The organism is Bacillus sp. 7894-2 (assembly GCF_002272225.1).
In the GTDB taxonomy this organism is placed as follows: Bacteria; Bacillota; Bacilli; order Bacillales; family Cytobacillaceae; genus Cytobacillus.
The window spans coordinates 1-8,278 of sequence record NZ_NPDG01000047.1 but is presented as its reverse complement, the minus strand read 5'-3'; the positions used below and the strand labels follow the sequence as shown (position 1 = coordinate 8,278).

The following is an 8,278-nucleotide window of genomic DNA, read 5'->3' as shown; positions in this document are numbered from 1 at the left end:
AGATTCTTTCTCCGCCTATTAATAAGTCATAGTCTTGTCCTAAATAGCTTTCGACTGTTTTTAAACCCTGTAAGTATGCTTCGCGGTTTTCTTCTGCTTTAAAGTTTGTGAAAGGTTCATGTTTGTACGGCTGTACCATGATGTCGTCCCCCTTTAGTCTATTCGATATTCATCAGCTCTTATATAATGCAAGAACTGTGCCAAAAATAAATAAGCTGAAAAATAACTATTTAACAAGACGAAAGCAAATTAATTTTGCCCTTTTTCTGTTACTGGTGCAAATTATCATTGCACACATTTGATTTAATATATACTATTGAATAAATTGCCGAATGAAGGAGATTACAATGAACCACAGGGAAATTGAACAGCTTCAATTGAATAACAAGATCTTTCAACGGATATTGGATGAAATCGATGTAGGTGTCCATGTCGTGAATGAGGAAGGAAAAACTACATTCTACAACAAGAAAATGGCCCAGATAGAAGGCATGGATTATGAAGATGTATTGGATAAAAATCTGCTGGATGTATTTACTTTCAATCAGGACGAATACAGTACCTTGCTTCAGGCGCTCAAGAATGGCAGCAAAATTAAAAATGCCAAACAAACCTACTTTAACAATAAAGGGCAGGAAATCACTACAATCAATAATACTTTTCCGATTATGGAAGATGGTGAACAGATTGGCGCCATGGAGATTGCCCGTGATGTAACCAAGCTTGAAAAGCTGATCAGAGAAAACATGAATAAACGCGGAGATACCCGTTATACCTTTGATAGTATTATTGGCTTAAGCGACGAAATCCATGAAGTGATTGAAGCAAGCAAAAGAGCAACCCGAACAAGTTCCTCAGTTCTGATAATAGGAGAGACCGGTACTGGAAAGGAGCTCTTTGCCCAAAGCATCCATAATGGCAGCAGCCGTTCTTCGCAGCCATTCATCTCTCAAAATTGCGCAGCTCTTCCGGACAGTCTGATAGAGGGCCTTTTATTTGGGACGAAAAAAGGGGCATTTACAGGCTCCATTGAAAGGCCTGGATTATTTGAGCAGGCAAATGGCGGGACTTTGCTTCTGGATGAGATCAACTCACTTAATCCCTCCCTTCAGGCAAAGCTTTTGAGAGTTTTACAGGAAAGAACGGTCCGCCGGGTCGGTGATACAAAAGACCGGGCAGTGGATGTCAGGATCATAGCAACCATAAATGAAGACCCGATTGATGCTATTTCAGAAGGCCGGATGCGGAAAGATTTATATTATAGACTGAGTGTTGTATCCCTCTTCATACCGCCTCTTCGGGATAGAAGAAAGGATATCCCGGAACTTGCACAGTTTTTTATAGAAAAATATAATCAGCTCTTTGGAATGAATGTAGTGGAAATCGAAGAAGAAGTAATGAACAAATTCGAGCAATACGACTGGCCGGGCAATGTACGCGAACTGGAGCATATTATCGAAGGGGCCATGAACCTTATGGATCAGGAAGAAGCCATCAGCTATGTGCATTTGCCTCTTCATTTCCGGAAAAAGCCTCAATTCAAAGAACAGCAGAAGGAAACCGGCCATTTGGAGGATGTACTGGTCCCAAAAAACAAACCTGTTAAAACACTGGAACAATATATGCAGGAAGCTGAGATTTACTATTTAAAGAGAGTCCTTAAACACCATGGCAATAATATAACCCAAACAGCAAAATCCCTTGGCATGAGCCGGCAAAATCTGCAGTATCGGCTGAGGAAGTACGGATTCAGAAAAGAAAACAGCTGATTGCTCCAAGTCTTGAAGTGGCGGTCTTACTGCCCGTTAGACTGCGATAAAAAACGAAAAGCTCCCCACCGGGAGCTTTTATTTGTATATAATATCATCCCGAAGCGCTGCTACACGAGTCAACGCTTCATCTATATCCCTCTCACTCACTCCGAAATGCGCAAGTGCATCATGCAGATGCCTCGCAATCGCATCAAAGTGTTCCGGCTGCAGATTCATGCCCTCATGTGCTTTTGCCATGGAATTGCCTGAATATTGATTAGGTCCCCCCAGAGCATAGCTAATGAACTTAGCTTGATGGCTCTTCTGCTTTACCATATCGGTATGCTCGAAAAACTGATTGACGGCCGGATCCTTCAATACCAGTTCCTCGTAAAAATAATCGACAACCTTTTCAATAGATTCTACGCCGCCCACTTTTTCGTAAAGTGTCTGCTCAGCCATATTTATCTCTCCTTTCAACAAACTATATTCTTTGCTGACTGACAGTTCCTATTCAAAAATAGTACAATCAGGAACAATTTACCTTTACCCTATTATCTTTTCAAAAAACCAAAAAGGCTCCGTGGGTACGGAGCCTGAAATTTAAGATGCTAATTGATCTTTTTCTTCTGTTTCTTTTCGTTCCTGGTCACTCATGAATGTTATTTTGTAGCCAAGCATCGCAAAGATAATAGCCAGGATCGGAACAGTGAAATTTAAAATCGCGTATGGTGCATATTCAAACGGATGAACGGCCAGTGTTGACATAATAAATACCGCACAAGTATTCCATGGAACAAAAACGGACGTGACGGTACCTCCATCTTCAAGGGCACGTGAAAGGTTTTTTGATTGCAGATTTTTATCCTTAAATGCCTGTGTGTACATCCTGCCCGGCAGCAGGATGGAAATATACTGCTCGGCAGCCGCTACATTGGTAAAGAAGGCAGATAGCACAGTAGTGGCCACTAAGCTCCTTGCTGAACGGGCCAATTTCAGGATCTGTTCAACAATGGCTTTTAGCATGCCGGTCTGCTCCATAACTCCACCAAAGGCCATTGCTACAATCGTAAGGGACACAGTATACATCATATCGTCAATGCCGCCTCTATTAAATAGCTCGTCCACCATCGTGTTTCCTGATTCAATCGAAAATCCGCCCTGGAGTGTATTCACAGCATCTCCTACAGCCCCGCCCTGTACAAAAATATGGCATAGCCAGCCAAGGAAAACACCCACCGCAAGCGCGGGCAATGCAGGCACTTTTTTTGCCACTAATCCTATAACAATTAAAGGAACCAGTAATAGCCAAGGAGATATAACGAAACTTTCTGACAAAACATTCATTACCTCGGTAATTTTTTCATTTTTTACATCATCCCCGCCAAATTGCCTTCCCAAAAACCAATAAGCAACAATGGCAATAGCCAGCGCCGGAATGGTGGTATAAAACATGTGCTTTATGTGATCAAAAAGATCTGTACCTGTAATTCCTGCAGCCAGATTAGTCGTGTCTGACAGCGGAGACATTTTATCTCCAAAATAGGCGCCTGAAATTATAGCCCCTGCCACCATTGGTGCCGGTATGCCCATGCTGATTCCGATGCCCATTCCGGCAACGCCTATCGTTCCCATAACAGACCATGAACTCCCGATTGCAAGCGCAACAATCGCACAGATGATGCAGATGGACGCCAAAAACATTGAGGGTGTCATCAGCTTCAGTCCATAAAAGACCATGGTGGCTACAATTCCTCCGCCAATCCAGGATCCAATAGTCAAGCCTACCATTATAATAATTAAAATAGCCGGAAGTGCCAGCTTAATGCCTTTATAAAAACCTTCCTCAATATCATTCCACTTATAATTAAAACGCCAGGCAATGATAGCGGAGACAATTGTTCCGGCAATTAAAGGCACATGAGGGCTTCCCTCAAATTTTACAATCGTAATAATCATAGCAGCAATCATTACCAGCAGCGGCAGCACTGCAAACCAGAAGGGTATTTTCTTTCCTGTTGCTTCTTTCATAATGTTCCTCCTCTTAAAGTTACACGTCTGTTGGTTTAACTATTGCAAGATTAATGCCAAGATATAAAATTCAAACATTTTTCAGACTATTTACCCTAAAAAAATTTAATTCCCATCCGTTTATGTATGTAAGCATGCAAAATAACTTGTCGAGCGCCCGCTCATTTTGCATAAATAAGCAAATATTCTTTGCATCAAGGTAAAAATAAAAAACCGGGCAGCAAAACCCGGTTTTCATTATTATTACTTCTTAATAAGATCCTCGCGCTGGGACTGGTCAATCCACTCTTGAAGCTTATCTTTAAGTGTATTGAATCCCTGTGCAGATTCGTCTTCCATTTTAATTGGAGCTGCCTGGCGCTTGCGAGGCTTTCTTGCTTTCGCTTCTGCTTGTGGCGCTTCTTCTGTTGCACGGATTGATAAACCGATTTTCCCTGCTGCTTCGTCAACAGAAAGAACCTTCACTTTTACTTCATCGCCCACTTTAAGATGCTCATTAATATCTTTTACGAAACCATGAGTCACTTCGGAAATGTGGACTAATCCCTGTGTATTCTCATCTAATGCTACGAACGCACCATATGGCTGAATACCCGTTACCTTTCCTGTAATAACACTGCCTACTTCGATTTTCTCAGACATGAAAACACTCCTATTTAAATTCAAATTTTATCTCTTTATACGCAATAAAAAATTATATCACAACTTAATCAAAATATCAAAAGGAATTCAAATGGAAACTCCAGACATTTTCATACATAAGTTCATTCATTATAATAAAACAATCCGCAAACAATATGTAGACATTCTATTTGTTTGTTAACTAAATGTTCATGAAGTACAAAGAGGATCTTGCGTTTACCATGATAAAATATAGTTAGAAGAAATCGTTAACGGGAGTGATGGATATGTCAAATATAGGCCTTAACATTAAAGCTTGCCGCGAACGTGCAAACATGACCCAGCAGCAGCTCGCATTAAAGGTGAGAGTGGGGACGGGAACGATTGCAAAATATGAAAATGGAGATCAGATTCCTGATACCCAGACTGTTCTAAGAATCTCAACAGCCCTGGATATACCAGCTTCCGAACTGCTTGAACAGGAACTGCAGAAGGGCCAGTCAGGAATCGATTATGAAATCGAACAGCTTGTGCGTGAAATTGGCACAAAAAAAGCAAAGCTTATCTTGCGGAAAGCTAAGGAATTCAGTGAGGAAGATTTCCTGCGTGTCATGCAAATGCTATATGAAATTAAATATGATCAAAAAGTTTTATAAAAGGGAGTATATAAAAAGGGAATACTGGTTAGCCTTGAAGTATAAGGCTTTCTAGTATTCCCCCCCTTTTTGAAGTTGACAATCTGTTGTGGATTGTCCTTTTTTTATGCCTTCGGATTTTGCTTTACAAAATGGCTGATTCTCTTAATCGCTTCCTGCAGAAGTTCCATGGAAGTGGCATAAGAGCAGCGCACATGGCCTTCCCCGCTTTCGCCAAAAATATTGCCTGGCACGACAGCTACCTTTTCCTCCAGCAGCAGCTTTTCTGCAAATTCTTCAGAAGTAAGCCCGGTACTTTCAATAGATGGGAAAGCATAAAAGGCTCCACCCGGCATATGGCATGTTAACCCCAGTTCATTCAGAGACTGAACAAAATAATTCCGCCTGCGCTTATAGCTCTTTTTCATGTCCTCGACATCTGATCTGCCGGTCTTCAAGGCTTCAAGGGCAGCAAACTGTGCCATTGTAGGTGCGCACATCATTGCATACTGGTGAATTTTCAGCATTGCCTGCGAGATCTCCTCAGGAGCGCAGATAAACCCCAATCTCCAGCCTGTCATGGCAAACCCCTTTGAAAATCCCGATATTAAGATAGTTCTTTTCTTCATTTCTCCGATGGCGGCAAAACTCGTATACTCATCATCATATGCAAGCTCCGCATATATCTCATCAGAAAGAACCAGCAAATCGTACCTTTCAGCTATTTTTGCAATAGCGTTCAGTTCATCTCCACTTAACATTGTTCCAGTCGGATTATTGGGTGAACAAAGTATAATGGCTTTCGTCCGGGAGGTTATTGCGTTTTCCAGCTGCTCAGGCAGAATTTTAAACCCATTCTCCTTTAAAGTCTGGACCTGGACAGGCACACCTCCTGCAAGAGTTACTAAGGGAACATAGGAAACAAAGCTTGGTTCCACCACAATTACTTCATCACCCGAATCAAGGATTGCCCTTAAGGATATATCCAATGCCTGGCTCGCTCCCACTGTAACGACAATTTCACTTTGGGGTGAATAAGATACTCCAAAGCTTTTCTGCATATAATCTGCTATTTCCTCCCGCAGCTCCATTAAGCCGGCATTAGCCGTATAAGAGGTGTACCCCTGCTCAAGGGAAAGGATGGCTGCTTCACGAACTGACCAGGGTGTGATGAAATCCGGTTCCCCCACCCCAAGGGAAATGACTCCTTCCATTCCGGCAGCAAGGTCAAAAAAGCGGCGTATCCCGGAAGGCTTTAGCTCTTCTACCGTTTTGGATAAATAAGATTTTGTTTCCTTCATTACGGTGACACCACAATTCGCTTGTCATCTTCATTTTGTTCAAAAATAGTGCCGTCATGTTTATATTTTTTTAGGATAAAGTGTGTTGTTGTCGACAAGACGGAATCGAGAGTCGACAGCTTTTCTGATACAAATCGGGCGACCTCATTCATGGAACGGCCTTCGATGATGACAGAAAGATCATAGGCGCCGGACATTAGATAGACAGATCTCACCTCTTTGAAACGGTAAATTCTCTGTGCAACTTCATCAAATCCTACCCCGCGCTTTGGAGCAACCTTCACATCAATCATAGCAGTAACTCCCTCATGGCCATCCACCTTTGACCAGTCAATAACAGAATTAAAACGCACAAGCACTTTCATTTCCTCAAGCTTATCTAAAGTGGTTTCAGTTTCCGCCACACTTAATTGAGCCATTTTCGCAATGTCTTCCACAGGGATTCGCGCACTGTTATTTTCTAAAATTTCCAAAACTTCGATTTGCTTTTCAGTTAATTTCAATACTTGTCGCTCCCATCCTTTAGTAATTTACTCTATAAAATAGTTACATTATAGCAAAAACTTCGAAAAATAAATGTGTCACTTTCATTATTTATTAATTTCTTTAAAATCATATGTGTCAAGATTAAGATTAAGGGGAAAATACTGTGAAACTGAGTCTAGGAGGGGGAAGGCCCATGGAACAAGCGACATTTTCAGGAACAGAGCCCATTAATGGAACAGATGTTTATTATGAATACTATAAACATGAGTCCTCCAGGAATACCCTGGTTCTGCTGCACGGTTTTCTGTCATCCACCTTTAGCTTTCGCAGGCTGATTCCTTTGCTGCAAACGGAATTCAATGTGGTATCGATGGATTTGCCGCCCTTCGGCAAAAGCGGGAAATCCCAGCAATTCGTCTACTCCTATAAAAACCTGGCGGATACGGTTATCCGCTTATCAGAAAAACTGGGCTTTGAAAAAGTCACATTAATAGGGCATTCCATGGGAGGACAGATTGTTTTAAATGTTGCACATTCCAAGCCTGATCTGGTTGACCAGGCCGTACTGCTGTGCAGTTCCGGATATATGAAACGAATGAAGCCTCATATTATCTTTTCAAGCTACATACCATTCTTTCATTTGTATGTGAAATTATATCTTCAGCGCTCAGGGGTAAAACAGAATTTAAAAAATGTTGTCTACGATCATTCCATGATTGATGATGAAATGCTCTATGGCTATTTGTCGCCCTTTTTAGAAGACGATATTTTCCGGGCCTTAACCAGAATGATCCGCGATAGGGAAGGCGATATGCCTGCCGCTGCATTGAAGAAAATAGAAACACCGTGCCTTCTAATATGGGGAGAACATGACAGGGTCGTTCCGCTTCATGTCGGGAAAAGGCTGAATAAAGATTTAAAAAATTCCAAACTGGTGGTATTAAAAGATACCGGACATCTCGTGCCGGAAGAGCGGCCGGAAGATGTTCTTAAGCACATCCGGAGTTTTGTAAATCCCGTTCAAGTGTGCAGATGAAAATGGCAGCCCCCGGGACGGAGAGCTGCCTTTTTTCACTTTACATAGCGCAGGAGCCATTATTCTTAATTTCAAGAAGACGCCCGGAGATTTCTATGCAATTTCCCAATGGAATGACTTCCTCAAAGGAAAATTCATATATGGATTGAATCTTCCTGGCTAATTTCATCTGATCATCCAGATCATGGACTGCCTGGACAGAATCCGCAATTTCAGTGTCATAGTTGCCTGGCCCCACTCCAAACGGATCCCACTGATCCAGTGTATAAACAAGCAAAAGATTCGTTTGCTGAATTTCCATTTCTATCACCTGATTATTATTCGGCTGAATGAAGCCGCAATATTTTAATTTTTAGCATCAATATCATATCATAGAGTCAGGATACATCAAGTGAAACTTCAATCAGTGGGGGGTTG

Annotated in this window: 9 protein-coding genes; 3 read left to right on the top strand and 6 right to left on the bottom strand. The window is 41.7% G+C overall.

All coding sequences use genetic code 11. The features are described from left to right. Nucleotides 1–347: 347 nt before the first annotated feature. Nucleotides 348–1,769, top strand: coding sequence for a sigma-54 interaction domain-containing protein (locus CHI10_RS07400; RefSeq protein WP_095243651.1), 1,422 nt, complete (start codon nucleotides 348–350; stop codon nucleotides 1,767–1,769). A 78-nt stretch (nucleotides 1,770–1,847) separates the two neighbouring features. On the opposite strand, the gene CHI10_RS07395 is transcribed toward CHI10_RS07400, so the two are convergent. The 3 genes from CHI10_RS07395 to yugI all read right to left on the bottom strand — a co-directional run bounded on the left by CHI10_RS07395 (nucleotide 1,848) and on the right by yugI (nucleotide 4,424). Then, nucleotides 1,848–2,213, bottom strand: a complete 366-nt coding sequence (locus CHI10_RS07395; protein WP_095243650.1) for a group I truncated hemoglobin — start codon at nucleotides 2,211–2,213, stop codon at nucleotides 1,848–1,850. 141 nt (nucleotides 2,214–2,354) lie between these two features. Continuing rightward, nucleotides 2,355–3,782, bottom strand: coding sequence for a Na+/H+ antiporter NhaC (nhaC, locus tag CHI10_RS07390; protein WP_095243649.1), 1,428 nt, complete (start codon nucleotides 3,780–3,782; stop codon nucleotides 2,355–2,357). A 243-nt stretch (nucleotides 3,783–4,025) separates the two neighbouring features. Continuing rightward, nucleotides 4,026–4,424 carry a S1 domain-containing post-transcriptional regulator GSP13 gene (gene yugI / locus CHI10_RS07385; RefSeq protein ID WP_035332058.1) on the bottom strand — a complete coding sequence of 133 codons (399 nt, stop codon included), beginning with the start codon at nucleotides 4,422–4,424 and terminating at the stop codon, nucleotides 4,026–4,028. Nucleotides 4,425–4,690: 266 nt separating this feature from the next. Between yugI and CHI10_RS07380 the strand changes: the two genes are divergently transcribed. Continuing rightward, complete coding sequence (locus CHI10_RS07380) at nucleotides 4,691–5,059, top strand: helix-turn-helix domain-containing protein (RefSeq protein WP_095243648.1); 369 nt, start codon at nucleotides 4,691–4,693, stop codon at nucleotides 5,057–5,059. A 104-nt stretch (nucleotides 5,060–5,163) separates the two neighbouring features. Here the strand turns inward: CHI10_RS07380 and CHI10_RS07375 are convergent, their stop codons facing one another. Further along, complete coding sequence (locus CHI10_RS07375) at nucleotides 5,164–6,339, bottom strand: aminotransferase (protein WP_095243647.1); 1,176 nt, start codon at nucleotides 6,337–6,339, stop codon at nucleotides 5,164–5,166. After that, nucleotides 6,339–6,842 (bottom strand): Lrp/AsnC family transcriptional regulator, encoded by a 504-nt coding sequence (locus CHI10_RS07370; protein ID WP_095243646.1) that lies wholly within the window; start codon nucleotides 6,840–6,842, stop codon nucleotides 6,339–6,341. Before CHI10_RS07370 ends, CHI10_RS07375 begins: the two co-directional genes overlap by 1 nt. A 176-nt stretch (nucleotides 6,843–7,018) precedes the next feature. On the opposite strand from CHI10_RS07370, the gene CHI10_RS07365 reads away from it, so the two are divergent. Further along, on the top strand, nucleotides 7,019–7,861 hold the full coding sequence (locus CHI10_RS07365; protein WP_095243645.1) for an alpha/beta hydrolase: 843 nt from the start codon (nucleotides 7,019–7,021) through the stop codon (nucleotides 7,859–7,861). Between the two features lie 40 nt (nucleotides 7,862–7,901). Here CHI10_RS07365 and CHI10_RS07360 read toward each other — a convergent pair whose 3' ends face one another. After that, entirely contained in the window at nucleotides 7,902–8,162 is a 261-nt protein-coding gene (locus CHI10_RS07360; protein WP_095243644.1) for a DUF1871 family protein, read from the bottom strand. Between the last annotated feature and the right edge of the window lie 116 nt (nucleotides 8,163–8,278).

Coding starts and splice junctions, on each gene's coding strand:
- CHI10_RS07400 (WP_095243651.1), top strand. CDS start 348: ATGAACCACAGGGAAATTGAACAGCTTCAATTGAATAACAAGATCTTT.
- CHI10_RS07395 (WP_095243650.1), bottom strand. CDS start 2,213: ATGGCTGAGCAGACACTTTACGAAAAAGTGGGCGGCGTAGAATCTATT.
- nhaC (WP_095243649.1), bottom strand. CDS start 3,782: ATGAAAGAAGCAACAGGAAAGAAAATACCCTTCTGGTTTGCAGTGCTG.
- yugI (WP_035332058.1), bottom strand. CDS start 4,424: ATGTCTGAGAAAATCGAAGTAGGCAGTGTTATTACAGGAAAGGTAACG.
- CHI10_RS07380 (WP_095243648.1), top strand. CDS start 4,691: ATGTCAAATATAGGCCTTAACATTAAAGCTTGCCGCGAACGTGCAAAC.
- CHI10_RS07375 (WP_095243647.1), bottom strand. CDS start 6,339: ATGAAGGAAACAAAATCTTATTTATCCAAAACGGTAGAAGAGCTAAAG.
- CHI10_RS07365 (WP_095243645.1), top strand. CDS start 7,019: ATGGAACAAGCGACATTTTCAGGAACAGAGCCCATTAATGGAACAGAT.
- CHI10_RS07360 (WP_095243644.1), bottom strand. CDS start 8,162: ATGGAAATTCAGCAAACGAATCTTTTGCTTGTTTATACACTGGATCAG.